Source organism: Streptomyces sp. NPDC001606, assembly GCF_053596835.1.
This window is the reverse complement of the sequence record NZ_JBSFHC010000031.1, coordinates 33,663-50,721: the sequence shown is the minus strand read 5'-3', so window position 1 is coordinate 50,721 and position 17,059 is coordinate 33,663. Positions and strand designations below refer to the sequence as shown.

Annotated in this window: 18 protein-coding genes; 7 read left to right on the top strand and 11 right to left on the bottom strand. The window is 72.0% G+C overall.

Annotated features, from left to right (window positions below; all coding sequences use genetic code 11):
* Nucleotides 1-792: a S16 family serine protease gene (locus ACWCV9_RS35830; RefSeq protein WP_450792977.1), complete on the top strand. Its 792-nt coding sequence runs from the start codon at nucleotides 1-3 to the stop codon at nucleotides 790-792.
* Here ACWCV9_RS35830 and ACWCV9_RS35825 read toward each other — a convergent pair.
* From ACWCV9_RS35825 to ACWCV9_RS35795, 7 genes are all read right to left on the bottom strand, one after another.
* Nucleotides 789-971, bottom strand: coding sequence for a hypothetical protein (locus tag ACWCV9_RS35825; RefSeq protein ID WP_450792975.1), 183 nt, complete (start codon nucleotides 969-971; stop codon nucleotides 789-791). The genes ACWCV9_RS35830 and ACWCV9_RS35825 overlap by 4 nt on opposite strands.
* 11 nt (nucleotides 972-982) lie before the next feature.
* Nucleotides 983-1,567 carry an ArsR/SmtB family transcription factor gene (locus ACWCV9_RS35820; RefSeq protein WP_450792973.1) on the bottom strand — a complete coding sequence of 195 codons (585 nt, stop codon included), beginning with the start codon at nucleotides 1,565-1,567 and terminating at the stop codon, nucleotides 983-985.
* A 108-nt stretch (nucleotides 1,568-1,675) separates the two neighbouring features.
* The gene (locus ACWCV9_RS35815) at nucleotides 1,676-2,641 is read right to left on the bottom strand and encodes a glycine betaine ABC transporter substrate-binding protein (protein WP_450792971.1); all 966 of its coding nucleotides are present in this window, start codon (nucleotides 2,639-2,641) and stop codon (nucleotides 1,676-1,678) included.
* A complete protein-coding gene (locus ACWCV9_RS35810) occupies nucleotides 2,638-3,513 on the bottom strand; it encodes an ABC transporter permease (RefSeq protein WP_450792969.1) in 876 nt (291 codons plus the stop codon). Before ACWCV9_RS35810 ends, ACWCV9_RS35815 begins: the two co-directional genes overlap by 4 nt.
* A complete protein-coding gene (locus tag ACWCV9_RS35805) occupies nucleotides 3,510-4,757 on the bottom strand; it encodes a betaine/proline/choline family ABC transporter ATP-binding protein (RefSeq protein WP_450792967.1) in 1,248 nt (415 codons plus the stop codon). Before ACWCV9_RS35805 ends, ACWCV9_RS35810 begins: the two co-directional genes overlap by 4 nt.
* Nucleotides 4,750-5,397, bottom strand: a complete 648-nt coding sequence (locus tag ACWCV9_RS35800) for an ABC transporter permease (RefSeq protein ID WP_450792966.1) — start codon at nucleotides 5,395-5,397, stop codon at nucleotides 4,750-4,752. The genes ACWCV9_RS35805 and ACWCV9_RS35800 overlap by 8 nt, the downstream gene beginning before the upstream one ends.
* A 26-nt stretch (nucleotides 5,398-5,423) precedes the next feature.
* The gene (locus tag ACWCV9_RS35795) at nucleotides 5,424-5,903 is read right to left on the bottom strand and encodes an Lrp/AsnC family transcriptional regulator (protein WP_385843849.1); all 480 of its coding nucleotides are present in this window, start codon (nucleotides 5,901-5,903) and stop codon (nucleotides 5,424-5,426) included.
* 122 nt (nucleotides 5,904-6,025) lie between these two features.
* On the opposite strand from ACWCV9_RS35795, the gene hppD reads away from it, so the two are divergent.
* Entirely contained in the window at nucleotides 6,026-7,171 is a 1,146-nt protein-coding gene (gene hppD, locus ACWCV9_RS35790) for a 4-hydroxyphenylpyruvate dioxygenase (protein ID WP_450792963.1), read from the top strand.
* Between the two features lie 14 nt (nucleotides 7,172-7,185).
* Here the strand turns inward: hppD and ACWCV9_RS35785 are convergent, their stop codons facing one another.
* A complete protein-coding gene (locus ACWCV9_RS35785; RefSeq protein WP_450792961.1) occupies nucleotides 7,186-8,652 on the bottom strand; it encodes a tetratricopeptide repeat protein in 1,467 nt (488 codons plus the stop codon).
* Nucleotides 8,653-8,749: 97 nt separating this feature from the next.
* Between ACWCV9_RS35785 and ACWCV9_RS35780 the strand changes: the two genes are divergently transcribed.
* Nucleotides 8,750-10,144 carry an FAD-binding oxidoreductase gene (locus ACWCV9_RS35780; RefSeq protein ID WP_385843611.1) on the top strand — a complete coding sequence of 465 codons (1,395 nt, stop codon included), beginning with the start codon at nucleotides 8,750-8,752 and terminating at the stop codon, nucleotides 10,142-10,144.
* Between the two features lie 17 nt (nucleotides 10,145-10,161).
* On the opposite strand, the gene ACWCV9_RS35775 is transcribed toward ACWCV9_RS35780, so the two are convergent.
* Nucleotides 10,162-10,575 (bottom strand): SsgA family sporulation/cell division regulator, encoded by a 414-nt coding sequence (locus ACWCV9_RS35775; RefSeq protein WP_450792959.1) that lies wholly within the window; start codon nucleotides 10,573-10,575, stop codon nucleotides 10,162-10,164.
* Nucleotides 10,576-10,804: 229 nt separating this feature from the next.
* Here ACWCV9_RS35775 and ACWCV9_RS35770 point away from each other — a divergent pair, with 229 nt between their 5' ends.
* Nucleotides 10,805-12,268, top strand: a complete 1,464-nt coding sequence (locus ACWCV9_RS35770) for an RDD family protein (RefSeq protein ID WP_450792957.1) — start codon at nucleotides 10,805-10,807, stop codon at nucleotides 12,266-12,268.
* Between the two features lie 62 nt (nucleotides 12,269-12,330).
* Nucleotides 12,331-13,056: an RDD family protein gene (locus ACWCV9_RS35765; RefSeq protein WP_450792955.1), complete on the top strand. Its 726-nt coding sequence runs from the start codon at nucleotides 12,331-12,333 to the stop codon at nucleotides 13,054-13,056.
* 31 nt (nucleotides 13,057-13,087) lie between these two features.
* Here ACWCV9_RS35765 and ACWCV9_RS35760 read toward each other — a convergent pair whose 3' ends face one another.
* Nucleotides 13,088-13,321 (bottom strand): hypothetical protein, encoded by a 234-nt coding sequence (locus tag ACWCV9_RS35760; RefSeq protein WP_450792954.1) that lies wholly within the window; start codon nucleotides 13,319-13,321, stop codon nucleotides 13,088-13,090.
* A 355-nt stretch (nucleotides 13,322-13,676) separates the two neighbouring features.
* Here ACWCV9_RS35760 and ACWCV9_RS35755 point away from each other — a divergent pair, with 355 nt between their 5' ends.
* Complete coding sequence (locus ACWCV9_RS35755; RefSeq protein ID WP_450792952.1) at nucleotides 13,677-16,037, top strand: immune inhibitor A domain-containing protein; 2,361 nt, start codon at nucleotides 13,677-13,679, stop codon at nucleotides 16,035-16,037.
* Nucleotides 16,038-16,158: 121 nt separating this feature from the next.
* Nucleotides 16,159-16,470 carry a hypothetical protein gene (locus ACWCV9_RS35750; RefSeq protein WP_385843619.1) on the top strand — a complete coding sequence of 104 codons (312 nt, stop codon included), beginning with the start codon at nucleotides 16,159-16,161 and terminating at the stop codon, nucleotides 16,468-16,470.
* Here ACWCV9_RS35750 and ACWCV9_RS35745 read toward each other — a convergent pair.
* Nucleotides 16,460-17,053 (bottom strand): nicotinamidase, encoded by a 594-nt coding sequence (locus tag ACWCV9_RS35745; protein ID WP_385843621.1) that lies wholly within the window; start codon nucleotides 17,051-17,053, stop codon nucleotides 16,460-16,462. The two genes, ACWCV9_RS35750 and ACWCV9_RS35745, sit on opposite strands and share 11 nt — an antisense overlap.
* Nucleotides 17,054-17,059 lie beyond the last annotated feature (6 nt).

Genomic DNA, 17,059 nt, shown 5'->3' with positions numbered 1-17,059 from the left:
GTGCTCTCACGTCTCACGCGTTCCCAGGCCGTCGCCGTCTGCGCCGTACCCGTCGTGGCCCTGATCGCCACGGCGGTGTTCGCGCCGCTGCCGTTCTCGGTGGCGCAGCCCGGGATGACGGCGAACGTGCTCGGCGAGAACCAGGGCACCCCGGTGATCACCGTCTCGGGGACGCCGGCCCGGAAGACCAGCGGCCAGCTGCGGATGGTCACCATCGAGGCGACCGGGCCGGACACCCGGGTCTCCCTCGGTGACGTCCTCGGCAACTGGTTCCGCACCGACCGGGCCGTGATGCCCCATGACGCGGTCTACCCGAGCGGTCAGAACGTCAAGGAGATCGAGCAGCACAACGCGGCGCAGATGAAGCAGTCCCAGGACGCGGCGACCCAGGCGGCGCTGAAGTACCTCGGGCTGAGCCCCGACAAGGTCAAGGTCACGCTGAAACTCGCCGACGTGGGCGGGCCGAGCGCGGGCCTGCTGTTCACCCTGGGGATCATCGACAAGCTGGACGGCGACGGCAGCGGCGGCGATCTCACGGGCGGCCGGAACATCGCCGGTACCGGCACCATCGACGCCGACGGCAGGGTCGGCGCGGTCGGCGGGGTGGCCCTGAAGACACAGGCCGCCCGGCGGGACGGGGCCACCGTCTTCCTGGTGCCGAAGGCGGAGTGCTCCGACGCCCGCGCCGAGCTGCCGAAGGGCCTCCGGCTGATCCCGGTCACCACGCTGAAGAGCGCGGTCGACTCCCTGGTGGCCCTGGAAAAGGGCAAGGGCCCGCTCCCGAGCTGCTAAGCGGGCACCGCCGCCGCCGGCTGCTGCGCGGCCAGCCGCAGACCGAGTTCGACCAGGGTCCAGCCGACCCGGGTGCGCAGTTCGACAGCGGGCCGGGCCTCGGTGGCGAGCCGGTGGGCGGTGGCCTGTTCCCGCAGGCCGGCGGTGTGCTGCTGGGCGAGCCGGATCTGGGTGTGCATGGCTGAACCTCTCAGTCGGTGTCGATGGGGAACAGGTGCGTGTGGATCCGTACGTGCTCGGCTCCGGGGGCGTCCGGGTCCGTGAGGCGGTCCCGGTAGTCGTCGATCAGGGCGTGCAGCTTCCGGGTCAGCTCGGCGGCCAGCTCGGGGGTGAGCCGCAGCGTCATGTCGCTCATGTCGGCGCCGCGCGCCCAGGCGTCCCCCCAGCTGTCCCGTGAGCCGAGCCAGGTGGACAGCTCGCGGGTGTGCCGGCTCGCGATCTCCTGGAGGAACATCTCGGCCATTCCCCGGACTTCGGGGCCGGCGTCCTCGAAGTCCTCGGTGTCGAAGACGAGTCCCTGGTCCACCGCCCGCCACCAGCGCTCCCGGCCCTTGCCGTGCTCGGGGGCGTCCTCGACGAAGCCGTGGGCGGCCAGCTGACGCAGGTGGTAGCTGGTGGCGCCGCTGGACTCGCCCAGCCGCTCGGCCAGTCGGGAGGCCGTGGCGGGGCCGTGGTGGCGCAGGGTGTCCAGCAGCTGGATCCGCAGCGGATGGGCGAGCCCGCGCAGCGAACGGGCGTCCAGCCGGCGGTGCTTGCGGTCGTCGTGCTCCGTCATGCGTACAAAGATAGCTATGCAAAGACTCCTTTGCAACGTCTTCTTTGCATCGGGTTCTTTGCATCAGGCTTTTTGCATCGGCCCGCGGCAACTCCCGCCCGGCGCCCCTTACTTCACGAACCCCTCCTCCCGCATCCAGTTCAGCGCCACCTGGTGCGGGTCCTGGCCCGAGACGTCCACCTGGGCGTTCAGGGTGCGGGCCACCGTGTTGTCCAGCCTGGCGGTGATGGGGGCCAGGATCTGCGCGATGGCCGGCCACTTCTTCAGGGTTGCGGAGTTGATCTCGGGGGCCGCGTTGTAGTGGGGGAAGAACGTACGGTCGTCCTCCATCACCGCGAGGTTCATGGAGCTGATCCGCCCGTCGGTGGTGAAGACCTCCCCGTACGCGCAACTCCCCTTGCGCACCTGGGTGTAGATGATCCCGGTGTCCATCTGGGTGACGTTCCGCGCGGGCACGGCCATGCCGTACGCCTTCTCCATGCCGGGCAGCCCGTCCGCGCGGTTGGCGAACTCGCCCTCCACGCACAGGGTCACCGCGTCCGGCCGCTTCGCCGCCAGGTCCGCCACGGCCGACAGGGTCCGGGTGCCGTACTTCCGGAAGTTCGCCCGGTTCATGGCGAGCGCGTAGGTGTTGTCCAGCCGGGACGGCGGCAGCCAGGTCAGCCCGTTGCGCAGATCGGCCGCACGCACCGCCTCCCACTGCCGCCGCGGATCGGAGATCGGCTCGGCGTTGCCCTGGTAGGTGATCCAGGCGGTGCCCGTGTACTCGTACATGGCGTCCGCGTCCCCGTTCCGCACCGCCTCCCGCGGCCCGAACGACCCCTGGATCCCGGTCCGGTCCAGCACGTCCGCCCCGGCCGCCCGGAAGGCGATCCCCATCACCGCGCCCAGGATCAGGTTCTCGGTGAAGGACTTGGAGGTGACGGTGAGCCGGGCGCCGGCCAGCGGCCGGCCCGCGCCGACCGTGCCCGGCCGCACGTCGTCCGTCATCGGGGAGCCGCTGGTCAGCCCGCAGCCCCCGGCCGCCGGTACGAGGAGCAGCGCGGCCAGCAGAGCCGTCGTACGGCGGCTCATGTGCCCGCCTCCAGCCCCCGCGGCCGCAGCATCACCTCTGCCAGCGCGGCCAGCCAGTCCACCAGCAGCGCCAGCGCCACGGTGAGGACCGAGCCCAGCACCAGCACCGGCATGCGCTGGTTGGTGATGCCGGTGGTGATCAGCACGCCCAGGCCGCCGCCTCCGCCGAAGGCCGCCAGGGTCGCCGTACCGACGTTCAGGACCAGGGCCGTACGGACGCCCGCGAGGATCAGCGGGACGGCGAGGGGGAGTTCCACCCGGGTCAGCACGCCGAGCGGGGACATGCCGATGCCGCGGGCCGCCTCCAGCAGGGTCGGGTCGTTGGCCTTCAGGCCGGCGATGGTGTTGGCGAGGACCGGCAGGATCGCGTAGACGACGATGCCGATGAGGGCCGCCTTCATGCCCGTCCCCAGCCAGATCACCAGCAGCGCGAGCAGACCGATCGCCGGGGTCGCCTGGCCGGTGTTGGCGAGGGCCAGGGCCACCGGGGTGGCCCGGCGCAGCGGCCGCCGGGTGAGCAGCACGCCCAGCGGGATCGCGATGACCAGCACGAAGAAAGTGGAGATCACCGTCAGTTCGATGTGCTGCCAGAGCGCCTTGGAGACCTGGCCGCCGGACAGCGCGTTCCGCGAGATCGTGTCCAGGTCCGCCTGCCGGAACCACAGCCAGGTGGCGAGGAGCACGGCGGTCAGGAAGGCGGGCAGGACCGTGAGCCGCTGCCAGGTCAGCCGGCGGGCGGGCGGCCGCGGCCGCGGGGGCGGCGACGGGGCCCGCTGCTCCGCCTCACCCGGTCCCGCCTCGCCCTGTTCCGCCCCGCGGAGCGCAAGCGCCTCGGCTTCGTGCCCGTCCTCGGGCCGCAGGCCGGCGCTCACGCCCGCTCCTCCGCCGGCCCGTGCCCCTCCTGGTCGAAGTGGGTCTGCTGGGCGCGGGCCTCCTCCAGCCCGGCCTGTGCCTCCATGGCCTCCAGCCGGTCGGCCTCTAGCAGTTCGTGCACCGAGTTCATGAGCGTCTCCATGTCGACCACGCCGATGTACTCGCCGCGCCGCCCGGTCACCGCGACCCGGCCCGCGTTGTCGGTCAGCACCGCCTCCAGCGCGTCCCGCAGGGTCGCGTCCCGGGTCACCGTGTCGTGCACCAGCGTGCCTGCGCGGGCCAGCGAGCCGCGGGCCCGCATCAGATCGCCGCGCCGCAGCCACTTGTACGGCCGGCCGCGCGGGTCGAGCAGCAGGATCTCGTTGGTGCCGCCGGCGCGCAGCGACCCGAAGATCTGCTGGAGCGGAGTGTCCACCGTCACCGTCGGGTACTCCCGCATCTCCACGTCCCGCACCCGGGTCAGGTTCAGCCGCTTCAGGGCGGCGCCCGCGCCGACGAACCCGGAGACGAAGTCGTCGGCCGGGTTGGTGAGGATCGCCTCCGGGGTGTCGAACTGGGCGATCCGGGAGCGTTCGCGCAGGACGGCGATCCGGTCACCCAGCTTGATCGCCTCGTCGAAGTCGTGGGTGACGAACACGATCGTCTTGTGCAGCTCGTGCTGGAGCCGGATCAGCTCGTCCTGGAGATGGTCGCGGGTGATCGGGTCGACCGCGCCGAACGGCTCGTCCATCAGCAGCACCGGGGGGTCGGCGGCGAGCGCCCGGGCCACGCCGACCCGCTGCTGCTGGCCGCCGGAGAGCTGGCGCGGATAGCGGCCGTGGAACTCGCCCGGGTCCAGCCCGACGAGGTCGAGCATCTCCTCCACCCGCGCCCGGATCCGGGGTTTGGGCCAGCCGGTCATCCGGGGCACCAGGGCGATGTTCTGGGCGACGGTCAGATGCGGGAACAGGCCCGAGGACTGGATGGCGTACCCGACCTTGCGGCGCAGCCGTACCGGGTCGATGCCGGTGACGTCCTCGCCGCCGATCCGGATCCGGCCGCCGGTCGGCTCGATCAGCCGGTTGATCATCTTGAGGGTGGTGGACTTCCCGCAGCCGGACGGGCCGACGAAGACCACCGTCTCGCCCGCCTTGATCTCCATGCTCACGTTGTCCACGGCCGGCTGCTCGCTGCCCGGGTACCGCTTGGACAGGTTCTCCAGCTCGATGGTGGCTCCCGCGACGGAGGACGCCGGCTCAGCCACGGATCCCCCTCGGAATGGTCAGCCGTCCGATCAGGACGTAGACGGCGTCGAAGAGGAGCGCGAGGACGATGATCCCGAGGGTGCCCGCGAGCACCTGGTTCAGCGCGTTCCGGCTGCCCAGGGAGGCCAGTCCGCGGAAGATCTCGTTGCCGAGGCCCGGCCCGGAGGCGTACGCGGCGATCGCGGCGATGCCCATCAGCATCTGCGTGGCGACCCGGATGCCGGTCAGGATGGGCGGCCAGGCCAGCGGCAGCTCCACCCGCACCAGCCGCATCGGCCGGGACATCCCGATGCCCCGCGCCGCGTCCACCAGCGCGGGATCCACCCCGCGCAGCCCCACGATCGCGTTCCGCACGACCGGCAGCAGCCCGTACAGGGTCAGTGCGATCACGGTGGGCGGCACGCCCAGGCCGACGACCGGGACCAGCAGACCGATCATGGCGAGGGAGGGGACGGTGAGGATCGTCGCGGTGGCGGTGGTGGCGAGGCTGCCCGCCCAGTCGCTGCGGTAGGTGACGACCGCGAGCAGCACTCCGAGGAGGGTCGCCAGGACCATGCACTGGAAGACCGCGCTGGCGTGCTGGAAGGCGTCGGTGAGCAGCTGCTCGTGCCGGTCGGCCAGATACTCCCAGAAGGTCACCCGCGCTCACCTCCCGAGGGGTGCCGTCACGTCTCTGCCGCGTCCCGGGACGCCTGCTCCACCAGCGGGATGATCCGCAGCGGAACGGGGTTCTCCATGACGATCGCCGTGGAGGCCCGGACGATGCCATCAAAACCGACAACCCGGTCGATCACCCGTTGAAGATCGGCGTTGGAGCGGGCCACCAGCCGGCACAGCATGTCCCCGCTGCCGGTCGTGGTCAGCAGCTCCAGCACCTCCGGCACGGTCGCCAAGTGCGCCCGGACATCGGCCCCTTGGCCCTGCCGGATCTGGAGCGTGGCGAACGCGGTGACCGGGTAGCCGAGGGCCGCCGGGTCCACCTGCGGGCCGAACCCGCGGATGACTCCGTTCGACTGAAGCCGGTCCAGCCGGGCCTGCACGGTCCCCCGCGCGACCCCGAGCCGCCGGGACATCTCCAGCACTCCGATGCGCGGCTCCCGGGCCAGCAGCACGATGATCCGGCCGTCCAGATGATCGATCGCCATGAGCACCCCTGAGATGGTCATCCTGTACAGAAAGACCGCCGAGACGGCCGTAGCGCTGGTCAGATTGCCCAGCGATAACGCGAACTATTGCGCACCTTGCAGAGCGGAGTCACCCTTCCGCCATGACGCAGACCACACACCACACTCCCGACACCGCACGGCAGGCCGACCCCTTCCCGGTCAAGGGAATGGACGCGGTCGTCTTCGCCGTGGGCAACGCCAAGCAGGCGGCGCACTACTACTCCACCGCCTTCGGCATGCAGCTGGTCGCCTACTCCGGACCGGAGAACGGCAGCCGCGAGACCGCCAGTTACGTGCTCGAGAACGGCTCCGCCCGCTTCGTCCTCACCTCCGTGATCAAGGCGAGCAGCCCCTGGGGCCACTTCCTCGAACGGCATGTGGCGGAGCACGGCGACGGCGTCATCGACCTGGCCATCGAGGTGCCGGACGCCCGCGCCGCCTACGAGTACGCCCTGGAGCACGGCGCGCGCAGCGTCACCGAGCCGTACGAGCTGAAGGACGAGCACGGCACCGTCGTCCTCGCGGCCATCGCCACCTACGGCGAGACCCGCCACACCCTGGTCGAACGGACCGGTTACGACGGCCCCTACCTGCCCGGCTACGTCGCCGCCTCGCCGATCGTCGAGCCGCCCGCCCGGCGCACCTTCCAGGCCATCGACCACTGCGTCGGCAATGTCGAGCTGGGCCGGATGAACGAGTGGGTCGGCTTCTACAACAAGGTCATGGGCTTCACGAACATGAAGGAGTTCGTGGGCGACGACATCGCCACCGAGTACAGCGCGCTGATGTCGAAGGTCGTCGCGGACGGCACCCTGAAGGTGAAGTTCCCGATCAACGAGCCCGCGATCGCCAAGAAGAAGTCCCAGATCGACGAGTACCTGGAGTTCTACGGCGGCGCCGGCGTCCAGCACATCGCGCTGAACACCAACGACATCGTCGCGACGGTACGGGCCATGCGCGCGGCCGGCGTGCAGTTCCTCAACACCCCGGACTCCTACTACGACACCCTCGGCGAGTGGGTCGGCGACACCCGGGTGCCGATCGAGACCCTGCGCGAGCTGAAGATCCTCGCCGACCGCGACGAGGACGGCTATCTGCTCCAGATCTTCACCAAGCCGGTCCAGGACCGTCCGACGGTGTTCTTCGAACTCATCGAGCGGCACGGCTCCATGGGCTTCGGCAAGGGCAACTTCAAGGCCCTGTTCGAGGCGATCGAGCGCGAGCAGGCCAAGCGCGGCAACCTGTAGCCGCACTGTCGGGTTCAGCTGGGCGGCGGCTCCTCCGGGACGTCGCCCAGCTCCCGCAGCGCCGCCCGCGCCGCCGGCACCGCGAGCGGCGAGAAGTACGGGTTGATCCGCAGCGCCTCCGCCAGATGGCGGCGGGCCGGGGCGTACAGGTCCAGCTCCCGCTCGACCATGCCCCGGTGGAAGGCGTACAGCGCGCTGCGCACCCCGCCGCCCTTCGCCGTGTCCGTCGCCAGGACCGCGTAGCCGAGGGCCTCCTGGTCCTCGCCGGCCCGGTGCAGCGCCCAGCCGAGCGCGTCGGCCACCTCGATGCCCGGCTGGCGCCGCCACTCCGCCCGCAGCCGCCGCACCGCGTCCAGCGCGTCCCCGTGGTCCGCCTCGAACCGCCCGATCAGCAGCTCCTCGTCCACCCCGGCCGCCGTCCGCCGCCGTACCAGCGCCTTCAGCCGGTCGTACTGCGCGCCGGCCTCCCGGTCCCGGCCCAGCGACTCGTACAGCTCGCCCAGCTCGACCACGTCAGCCGGGTCCGCGGCCGTGCCCAGCGCCTGCCGGTAGGCGCCGACCGCCGCGCTCGTCCGGCCCTGCGCGGCCAGCACCCGGCCGCGCCCGGCCGCCGCCGCCCGCTGCTCCGGGTCCAGCCGTACGGCCGCCTCGAAGTGCCGCAGCGCGTCCGGCAGATCCCCGCGCTCCCACGCCAGCTGCCCCAGCCCGGTGAGATACGCGGCCTGCTCGGCCGGGGTGCCGGCGGCCGCCGCCGCGTCCGTCAGCTGCGCCACCGCGTCCTCGCGCCAGCCCCGGTCCCGGTACACCGCCGCGGCCCGCGCCATCACCGCCGGCCGCTCGGCCGCGCCGGTGTGCAGCGCCAGCAGCTTGTCCAGGCTCGCGCGGGCCGCCTTGTAGTCACCGAGCCCGGTGTAGGCGTCGATCAGCGGCGGATACGACTGCCAGCGCTTCGGCGCCGCCTTCAGCGCCTGCTCGCCGTACCGTTTCGCCGCCGGGAAGTCGCGGCGCGCGTCCGCCAGCGCGGTCAGCCCGTCCAGCGCCTCGGTGGTGTGCCGCCCGCGCACCCGCAGCGAGGCCCGGAGCGCCCGCTCGGCCCGCGGGAAGTCCGCCGGGTCCGCCGCCCGCCGCCCCCGCTCCACATACGCCGACCCCAGCACCGCCCACGCCCGCGCGTCCCGGGGCCGCTCCCGCACCCGCCGCTCCTGCTCGCCGATCAGCGCCGTCAGCTGCGGCAGCGCCGCCGGCACCCCGGCGGTCACCGCCGTCAGAACCTGTGCCTGTGCCTGTGCCTGTGCCTGCGGCCCCGGCGCGGGCGGTCCCGCCGCCTTCCGGTGCGGCTGCGGGGCGGGCACCAGCATCAGCACCGCGCCCGCCGCCACCCCGCCGCCCAGCGCGGCGACCAGCACCCGCCGCAGCACCCGCCGGCGCCTGCGCGGCACCGGCGGCCCGGCCGTCGCGGACGTGCCCAGTCGGTAGTCCATGGCGCTCACTGTGCGTCAGTACGACGAGCACACCCGGGTGGCCCCGGGGCGGGGCGGCCGGGTTCACACCGATGGCCGCGGGTGCGACCCTGTGATCATGAGCCGCACCGAAGACACTGTGCGAACCGGTAACCTCACCGACCGGCTCCTGGCCGGGCTGCCCGCCGAGGCCGTCCTCACCGACCCCGACGTCACCGCCTCCTACGCCCACGACATGGCGAGCTTCTGCCCGGCGGGCGCCCCCGCCGTGGTCGTGCTGCCGCGCACCGTCGAACAGGTCCAGCACGTCATGCGCACCGCCACCGAGCTGCGCGTCCCCGTCGTCCCGCAGGGCGCCCGCTCCGGCCTGTCCGGCGCCGCCAACGCCACCGACGGCTGCATCGTGCTGTCCCTCACCCGGATGGACCGCATCCTGGAGATCAGCCCGGTCGACCGGATCGCCGTCGTCGAACCGGGCGTCGTCAACGCCACCCTCTCGCACGCGGTCGAGGAACACGGCCTGTCCTACCCGCCGGACCCCTCCAGCTGGGAGATGTGCACCATCGGCGGCAACATCGGCACCGGCTCCGGCGGCCTGTGCTGCGTCAAGTACGGGGTGACCGCCGAGTACGTCCTCGGCCTGGACGTCGTCCTCGCCGACGGCCGGCTGCTGTCCACCGGCCGTCGCACCGCGAAGGGCGTCGCCGGGTACGACCTCACCCGGCTCTTCGTCGGCTCCGAGGGCTCGCTCGGCATCGTCGTACGGGCCGTGCTGGCGCTCAAGCCGAAGCCGCGACCGCAGCTCGTCCTCGCCGCCGAGTTCGGCTCCGCGGCCGCCGCCTGCGACGCGGTCTGCCGGATCATGGAGGGCGGTCATCTGCCCTCCCTCCTCGAACTGATGGACCGTACGACCGTCAAGGCCGTCAACGACCTCGCCCGTATGGGCCTCCCGGAGACCACCGAGGCCCTGCTCCTGGCCGCCTTCGACACCCCCGACCCGGCCGCCGACCTCGCCGCCGTCGGCGCCCTGTGCCGGGCCGCCGGCGCCACCGAGGTGGTCCCGGCGGAGGACGCCGCCGAGTCCGAACTCCTCCTGAAGGCCCGCCGGCTGTCGCTGACCGCGCTGGAGGCGGTCAAGGGCACCACGATGATCGACGACGTGTGCGTGCCGCGCTCCCGGCTCGGGGAGATGCTCGACGGGGTCGAGCGGATCGCCGAGAAGTACCGGCTCACCATCGGGGTCTGCGCCCACGCCGGGGACGGCAACACCCACCCCACCGTCTGCTTCGACGCCGCGGACCCCGAGGAGTCCCGGCGGGCCCGCGAGTCCTTCGACGAGATCATGGCGCTCGGCCTGGAGCTGGGCGGCACCATCACCGGCGAGCACGGCGTCGGGGTGCTGAAGAAGGAGTGGCTGGCCCGGGAGATCGGCCCGGTGGGCCTGGAGATGCAGCGGGCGGTCAAGCAGGTCTTCGACCCGCTGGGCATCCTCAACCCGGGCAAGCTGTTCTGACCGGGGCCGTCCGGCCCTCACCGGGCGAGCAGCTGGTCGAGCGCGTCGTCGATGCCCAGCTGCCCGCCCTCCGTCCCCGGCGGCACCGCCCGCAGCGTCCGCTCCAGCCAGGCCGACACCTGCGGGACCGGCGCCTCCAGCAGCGCGTCCCCGTCGGGCGAACTCAGCGCCATCAGGACGACACTGCGCCCCTCGGTCTTCGTCGGCCACACCCGCACGTCCCCGTGCCCGCACGGCCGGAACACCCCCTCCACCAGCAGGTCCCGGGCGAACGTCCAGTGCACCGGCTGCTCGGAGTTGATGTGGAAGGCGATGTGGACGGCGTACGGGTCGTCGGAGCGGTAGCCGAGCCGGGCCGGGACCGGGACGCTGTGCTCGGGCGACAGGATGAGCCGCAGCTCCAGCTCCCGCTCCACCACCGTGTGATGCATGACGTGTTCCTTTCTCGCCGGGGCCGCTCGGTACGGGCCCACGGCAGGGGAGAGGGGGCGGGGGGCGGCGCATTACGCGGGTTCGGAGAATTTTTTCGCCGGGCGCCGGGAACGGATGCGGCGTTGCCCGGAAAGGATGGGGTCCGGCAGGACTGGCGCTGTGGCATGCCCCGGTCTGATAGATGTGGATCCCCCCATCCCACCCCCGAGCAGATACGGGACGACGGACATGAGCGCCCCAACCCCGGCCCCAGGCGACGACCGGCCCCGCGAGGGCTACTACCCGGACCCGTCCATCCCCGGCTACGTCCGGTACTGGAACGGTGCCTCCTGGGTCCCCGGCACCAGCCGCCCCGCGCCGAAGGACGGCGAGCCGCTCATCCCACCCCCCGGCGTCCGCCCGGCGACCCCGCCCGCAAGCCCGGCGGCGACCCCGGCCGTGGAGGAGACGGGCCCGCACTTCTTCGACGAGGACCCGCAGCCGCAGGCCGCCGCGCCCTGGGGCACCGACCCGCGCGTGCCGGCGGACACCCCGGCCCAGCCCGCCTCCTCGGCCCCCTCCACCGAGGGCACCACGACCGTCCCGCCCGCCGAGAACGACGCCCCCGACCCGGGCACCTTCGTCTTCCGTCGTCCGATCCCCGGCCCGGCCCAGCCGGACAAGGGCACGATGACGTTCCGGCCGGTGCGGGAGAAGGACCAGCAGGGGGCGCCGGACCCCCGTACGGGCTCCCCCTCCGGGGCGTCCGGCGCGCCCGGCTTCGGAGCGCAGGGCCCGGTGGGGATGCCGGGTGCCGTGGGCGCGGCGAGCGGCCCGTATGTCGCGGGCGGGCCCGCCGGTTCCGGCTTCGCCGCGGGCCAGGCCGCCGCCCGCGCCGCCACGGAGCAGCAGCCGGGACAGGCGGCACAGCCGACACCGGCCCAGTCGCCGCAGGCGGCCCAAGGACCGCAGTCCGCCCCGGCCGCCCCCCTGCCGCAGCAACCGCACCCGCAGCAGCCCGGTCCCTACCAGGCCGCCTCCCCGCTCGGTGCTCAGGGCGCTCCCCTCGGCGCTCCCGCCGGGAACCCCCTCACCAGTGGCCCGGGCGGCGGTCAGGCCTCCTGGGCCCAGCAGGTGCACCAGCTGGCCGGCGGGGCGGACGAGCAGCCCGTGGCGCCGTGGAAGCCTCCGGTGGAGGACGTGTTCCAGGCGGCCGCGCGCCGCCAGGCCGCCGCCCGTCCCGCGGGGCTCGGCAAGCGGTTCGCCGCCCGGCTGATCGACACCCTGGTCACCGCCGCCGTCACCGCCGCCGCGGCGGTCCCGTTCGGCATCCAGGCGGCCGACCACATCCGGCAGAAGGTCGACGCGGCCGAGCAGTCGGGCCACACCGTCACCGTCTGGCTGCTCGACGGCACGACCGCCACCGGCCTCGGCGTCGTCCTCGCCGTCCTGCTCCTCTTCGGCGTGGTCTACGAGGTGCTGCCCACCGTCAAGTGGGGCCGTACCCTCGGCAAGAAGCTGTGCGGCCTGGAGGTGCGGGACATCGAGGCGCACGAGCCGCCCACCTTCGGCCCGGCGCTGCGCCGCTGGCTGGTCTACAGCGTGCCCGGGCTGCTCGGCGTCGGCATCGTCGGCGTGCTGTGGTGCCTGTTCGACCGGCCCTGGCACCAGTGCTGGCACGACAAGGCGGCGCACACCTTCGTCGCGGGCTGACGACTACTCCGTACGGCCGCGCGCCGGATGCGGAGCCGGGGCGTTCGGGTTCCACTCGGGCCATGAGCAGCGAACCGCCCCACGGCTCCGGAGAGCAGCCCCCCGAGGACGACCCGTTCAGGAAGCGGCCCCCGTCGGACCAGGGGCCCAGCTCGCCGTACGACGCCCCGTACGGCGGCGGCCCGCAAGGTCCCTACGGGGGCGGCCCCCAGGGTCCCTCCGGCGGCGGCCAGGGCCCCTCCGGCGGTGGTCCGTACGGCGGCGGTCCCTCCGGGCCCGGCGGTGGTGGCCCCTACGGCCCGCACGGCGGCGGCGGTTATCCCACCGACCCGCTGGCCGGGATGCCCCCGCTCGCCGACAGCGGCAAGCGGACGCTCGCGCGGATCATCGACATGCTCCTCGTCGGCGTCGTCGTCTGGCTGCTCACCTGGGCGTTCGGCGTGCGCGAGTACGACGTGAACGGCACGCACATCGAGGCCGGGCGATCCCTCGCGCAGTCCTTCGTCGCGGTCGTCCTCTATGTCGCCTACGACACCTTCATGATCAGCAAGTCGGGCCAGACCCTCGGCAAGCAGTGGCTCAACATGCGGGTGGCCAACCTGGACAACGGCGCCACGCCCTCGGTGCAGACCGCGCTGATCCGTGCCCTGGTCCTCTGGCTGCCGTTCGCCTTCTGCTGCTTCTGCTTCTGGACCGCGATCGCGGGCGGCTGGAGCTACTTCGACAAGCCGTACAAGCAGGGCCTGCACGACAAGGCGGCCAAGACGGTGGTGGTCAGCACCGACTGAGGCGCCGCCCGGCCGTGGCGCCGCCGGGGTCTCACAGGGACGTGGTCACCCGCTCCGCCTCGGCCGCCCGGGCCGGGGCGGCGGCCGTGCGCGGCTTCGGCAGCGGCACCGTCATGGCCACCAGCAGCCCGAGCGCGAGCGCCGCGAGCGCGATGACGACGATGCCGAGTGCCGAACTCGTCTGGGACAGCAGCAGCATGGCGAGCGTCGAGAAGATCACGGTGCACGAACCGTAGACGAGCTGTGCGGCGGTCGGACGAGGCATGGCAATCGTGTCCTCGGAAGTCGGCGGTGGTCGGCGGTAACCGGCCGAAGTCTGCGGGGGCCTGCGGACGTTCTGGGTGCGTGTCTCCTGGCGTGCATGCCCGAGCGGGACGCCCGGTAAGCGTGACCTAACCCACGGTACCGGTGCACGGGGGGCGCACAAGAAGCACGGTCGCTGTAAAGCCAAGGTCAACTTCGCATAGTGCACGCACACTGGCCAAGTCAAGATCTGTCTTTTCTGCTAAACCTCAAGTCAAATTACGTCACTTGAACACGCGCTTGTCATGCGCGCACGGATCCTCTCCATGACCCGGGAACCCCCCTGTCCGTGTGCGCGGCGCGGGGGAGGAACTCAAGTGACCAGCAGATCCTGGACGTTCAGAGCTGCCGCGATCGGGGTGACGCTCGCGGCGGCCTCCGCCACGTTCGCCACCTTCGCCGTCGCGGAGGCCAGCACCCAGACCCGGTCCGCCGCCACCAGCCGGCACGACCCGGCCCCGGTGAAGCAGCGCGCCCACGACCTCGACGGGCCGCTCAGCAAGACCCAGAAGGCCCAGCGCCAGGAGGCGCTGAACCAGCTCATAGCGGGCAAGGCCAAGGCCCAGGAGCGGCACGGCTCCAAGGTCGTCAAGCTCAAGAGCGCCAAGGGCGACGGCAAGTACGTCGAACTCAGCCGTGAGAAGACCGACAAGATCTTCACCATCCTGGTGGAGTTCGGGGACCAGACCGACCCCAAGTACGGCGGCAGCGCCGGTCCGCTGCACAACCGGATCGCCGCGCCGGACCGCACCAAGGACAACTCCACGGCCTGGCAGAGCGACTACAACCGGAAGCACTACCAGGACCTCTACTTCGGCACCGGCAAGAAGACCGAGTCGCTGAAGAAGTACTACGAGAAGCAGTCCTCGGGCCGCTACTCGGTCGACGGCGAGGTCTCCGACTGGGTCAAGGTGCCCTACAACGAGGCCCGTTACGGCAACAACGCCTGCGGCTCCACCAACTGCCCGAGCGTGTGGAACGTCGTCAAGGACGGCCTGAACGCGTGGGTGGCCCAGCAGAAGGCCGCGGGCCGCAGCGACGCCGACATCAAGGCGGACCTGGCCCAGTACGACCAGTGGGACCGCTACGACTACGACAACGACGGCGACTTCAACGAGCCCGACGGCTATGTCGACCACTTCCAGATCGTGCACGCGGGCGAGGACGAGTCCGCGGGCGGCGGCGCCCAGGGCACCGACGCGATCTGGGCCCACCGCTGGTACGCCTTCGGCACCGACGCCGGCGCCACCGGCCCCGCCAACAACAAGCTGGGCGGCGCGCAGGTCGGCGACACCGGGGTCTGGGTCGGCGACTACACCATCCAGCCGGAGAACGGCGGCCTCGGCGTCTTCGCCCACGAGTACGGCCACGACCTCGGCCTGCCGGACGAGTACGACACCAACGGCGGCGACAACTCCACCGGCTTCTGGACGCTGATGTCCTCCGGCTCCTGGCTCGGCACCGGCAAGGAGTCCATCGGCGACCTGCCCGGCGACCTGAACGCCTGGGACAAGCTCCAGCTGGGCTGGCTGAACTACGACACCGCCAAGGCGGGCGTCTCCTCCTGGCACAAGCTGGGCCTGTCCGAGTACAACACCAAGTACCGCCAGGCGGTGGTGGTCTCCCTGCCCGACAAGGAGGTCACGACCCAGATCGTCACCCCCGCGCAGGGCTCGGCCCAGTGGTGGAGCGGCAGCGGTGACAACCTGAAGAACACGCTGACCCGTTCCGTCGACCTCACCGGCAAGGCCTCGGCCGCACTCACCCTCGACGGCTGGTACGACATCGAGAACGGCTACGACTACCTCTACACCGAGGTGTCCACCGACGGCGGCGCCAACTGGACCGCCCTGGACGGCACGGTGAACGGCCAGGCCATCCCGCGCGACGGCTCCGGCAAGCCGGCCCTGACCGGCACGGTCGACGGCTACCGCAAGCTGTCGTACTCCCTGGACGCCTACGCGGGCAAGAAGATCGACCTCCGCTTCCGCTACCAGACCGACGGCGGGGTGGCCCAGAAGGGCTTCGCGGCGGACGAGATCGCGGTGACGGCCGACGGCACCCCGCTGTTCTCCGACAACGCGGAGTCGGCGGACCCCGCGTGGACCGCCTCCGGCTTCTCCCGCATCGGCGCGTCCTTCGCCAAGGACTACAAGCAGTACTACATCGCCGAGAACCGGCAGTACGCGTCGTACGACAAGACGCTCAAGACCGGCCCGTACAACTTCGGTTACACCAACACCGACCGTCCGGACTGGGTGGAGCACTACGCGTACCAGAACGGTCTGCTGATCTGGAAGTGGGACACCTCGCAGGCCGACGACAACACGGGTGCGAAGGACCACCCGGGTGCCGGTCTGATCCTGCCGGTCGACGCCCACCCGAAGGCGCTGCGGTGGTCCGACGGCACGCTGATGCGCAACCGGGTCCAGGCCTACGACTCCACCTTCACCCTGGAGCCGACGGACGCGATCACGCTGCACCAGTCGGGCAAGGCGACCACGATCCGGTCGCAGAAGGGGGTGCGGGTCTTCAACGACCACACCAGCACCTACTACGACCCGGCGAACCCGGCCGCGGGTGTGAAGGTCACTGACACCAACACCAAGATCGTGATCACCAAGGCGGCCAAGGACGGCTCGACGATCGAGCTGGAAGTCGGCCCCGCGATCAAGTAAGCGGTATTTCCGCAGGTCAGAAACGTATCGGCGGCAACCCTCTGGCGGGTTGCCGCCGATCGTGTTTAGGTGCGTCCTGTGACTCGCTTATTGACACCGACCGAAACGGGGATGTGACCGGATGGCCGCAGGAGGCTTCTGCAAGCTGCCGAACGGCATGGTCGTGGTGGCGCTGAACCTGCCCCACGGCGCCGTCGGCGTACGGGTACTCGTGCACGCCCGCAACCGGGCGCGGGCCCTGACCAGGCTCCGCAACCTGGGGCTGCGCGCGGTCTATCTGCGCGGCAACGCGGCACCGCCGACCCCGGACGAGATCACGGCGGTGCTGCACCACCCGGACGGCCTGATATGGCGGACCGACAACGGTGTCAACCCCGGGGAGCTGTGGCACCCGATCAGGGCGCTGCTCCGGGCACCGGTGGTTACGCGTTGACCACCGGCTTGCCGGTCAGCTCGATGCCCGCCTCGCGCATCTCCTCCAGGGCCCGCTCGGTGGTGGCCGGGGCCACCCCGGCCGTCAGGTCCAGCAGGACCTGGGTGCGGAAGCCCTCCCGGGCGGCGTCCAGGGCGGTGGCCCGCACGCAGTGGTCCGTGGCGATGCCCACCACGTCCACCTCGTCGATCTCCCGGGCCCGCAGCCACTCGGCCAGCGGGGTGCCGTTCTCGTCGGCGCCCTCGAAGCCGCTGTACGCCGCCGAGTAGGCCCCCTTGTCGAACACCGCGTCCACCGCGCCGGAGGCGACGGCGGGCGCGAAGTTCGGGTGGAAGCCGACGCCCTCCGTGCCGGCGACGCAGTGCGCCGGCCAGGAGTGGACGTAGTCGGGGTTGTCGGCGAAGTGGCCGCCGGGGGCGATGTGGTGGTCACGGGTGGCGACGATGTGCCGGTACCCGGTGCCGCCCGCCTGGGCGATCAGCTCGGTGATGGCGGCGGCCACGTCCGTACCACCGGCCACGGCGAGGCTGCCTCCCTCGCAGAAGTCGTTCTGCACATCTACGACGATCAACGCGCGGCGCATGGTGGT

What these genes read in the sequence shown, in the direction of transcription:
- ACWCV9_RS35825 (WP_450792975.1), bottom strand. Translation starts at nt 971, where the DNA reads ATGCACACCCAGATCCGGCTCGCCCAGCAGCACACCGCCGGCCTGCGG.
- ACWCV9_RS35820 (WP_450792973.1), bottom strand. Translation starts at nt 1,567, where the DNA reads ATGACGGAGCACGACGACCGCAAGCACCGCCGGCTGGACGCCCGTTCG.
- ACWCV9_RS35815 (WP_450792971.1), bottom strand. Translation starts at nt 2,641, where the DNA reads ATGAGCCGCCGTACGACGGCTCTGCTGGCCGCGCTGCTCCTCGTACCG.
- ACWCV9_RS35795 (WP_385843849.1), bottom strand. Translation starts at nt 5,903, where the DNA reads ATGGCGATCGATCATCTGGACGGCCGGATCATCGTGCTGCTGGCCCGG.
- hppD (WP_450792963.1), top strand. Translation starts at nt 6,026, where the DNA reads ATGACGCAGACCACACACCACACTCCCGACACCGCACGGCAGGCCGAC.
- ACWCV9_RS35785 (WP_450792961.1), bottom strand. Translation starts at nt 8,652, where the DNA reads ATGGACTACCGACTGGGCACGTCCGCGACGGCCGGGCCGCCGGTGCCG.
- ACWCV9_RS35780 (WP_385843611.1), top strand. Translation starts at nt 8,750, where the DNA reads ATGAGCCGCACCGAAGACACTGTGCGAACCGGTAACCTCACCGACCGG.
- ACWCV9_RS35775 (WP_450792959.1), bottom strand. Translation starts at nt 10,575, where the DNA reads ATGCATCACACGGTGGTGGAGCGGGAGCTGGAGCTGCGGCTCATCCTG.
- ACWCV9_RS35770 (WP_450792957.1), top strand. Translation starts at nt 10,805, where the DNA reads ATGAGCGCCCCAACCCCGGCCCCAGGCGACGACCGGCCCCGCGAGGGC.
- ACWCV9_RS35765 (WP_450792955.1), top strand. Translation starts at nt 12,331, where the DNA reads ATGAGCAGCGAACCGCCCCACGGCTCCGGAGAGCAGCCCCCCGAGGAC.
- ACWCV9_RS35760 (WP_450792954.1), bottom strand. Translation starts at nt 13,321, where the DNA reads ATGCCTCGTCCGACCGCCGCACAGCTCGTCTACGGTTCGTGCACCGTG.
- ACWCV9_RS35750 (WP_385843619.1), top strand. Translation starts at nt 16,159, where the DNA reads ATGGCCGCAGGAGGCTTCTGCAAGCTGCCGAACGGCATGGTCGTGGTG.
- ACWCV9_RS35745 (WP_385843621.1), bottom strand. Translation starts at nt 17,053, where the DNA reads ATGCGCCGCGCGTTGATCGTCGTAGATGTGCAGAACGACTTCTGCGAG.